Below are 1,009 nucleotides of genomic sequence, written 5' to 3' on the forward strand. Positions count from 1 at the left end.
GCATATTTAGATTGTATTAACTCTCAAGATTAGTTTTTCTATTAACTTTTAGGATAAAGTACACAATTCATAGTATTTATTTCTTAACGAATCGATCAACATACTCTTTGAGATTGCTATAATAATTTTCGCTCCAATCCCAATCATATTTATCGAGGTGAGCTGAAATCACTTTGCCATTTCCTTGCTCAATATCATAAACGTCATAGTTATCATTTACAAAAATGCCTTCTATGCCATACCAATCAACTAAATTTTTGAAAGACCCCAGTTCTTCTAACCATATTTTTGTTTTTGGCAATTTATATGTAGAGATTAACTTACACTGGTTTCGTTCTTCTTCCGTTTTTGCATCTAGATACAACTTAATATCATATAGTGTATGGTCAATTCTATCACCAAAAGCAAAATTACGTCTACTATTAATTCCGTTTTTTTCTTGAGGAAAAAAGAATATTGGAATTTTACGATACACAGCGTACTCTTCAACAGTTTGGATATCAATTCCATTTTTTTTGTATATTCTACGGATAGAAAATAAGCCATCTGCTGTACACTGGATTCCATTTAGTTGTTTCAATCCGTTTGAATCTGGATCAATATAGAATGAATAAATCATTTTCCAAAATAATTCTATATCATTGAAATCTACTTCCTTGGCAAATTTATTAAATAAATCCCGAAGAACATCAGTAGATAATCTATGTACATCTTCATAACTCATTTTACTTAGTCCGTAATATCTATGTATGGAATTCGTGCATTTAAGAGCATCTCTTAAAATAATATCAGAAAAATATGTATCTTTATATTTTTTATAAAATGAACTTGATTTATACAGACTCAGTACTTCATTAACATCACTCATTGGTTTTGCCTACATTTTCTATTTCTTCTATATGTTTAATTTTAGTATATTTAGTATATAGTATAGAGCAAAAAATTTCAATTAATACGTTTCTGAAACTGAAATATTGTATGTAGTTTATCATATAAAAAGAGTAAGTCA

1 protein-coding gene is annotated in these 1,009 nt (G+C 28.0%); it reads right to left on the reverse strand.

Annotation, left to right across the window (positions count from 1 at the left end; all coding sequences use genetic code 11):
• Positions 1-76 precede the first annotated feature (76 nt).
• Entirely contained in the window at positions 77-868 is a 792-nt protein-coding gene (locus tag HMPREF9423_RS11665) for a hypothetical protein (RefSeq protein WP_006149561.1), read from the reverse strand.
• Positions 869-1,009: the final 141 nt, after the last annotated feature.

Source organism: Streptococcus infantis ATCC 700779 (assembly GCF_000187465.1).
In the GTDB taxonomy this organism is placed as follows: domain Bacteria; phylum Bacillota; class Bacilli; order Lactobacillales; family Streptococcaceae; genus Streptococcus; species Streptococcus infantis.

Coding starts and splice junctions, on each gene's coding strand:
- HMPREF9423_RS11665 (WP_006149561.1), bottom strand. CDS start 868: ATGAGTGATGTTAATGAAGTACTGAGTCTGTATAAATCAAGTTCATTT.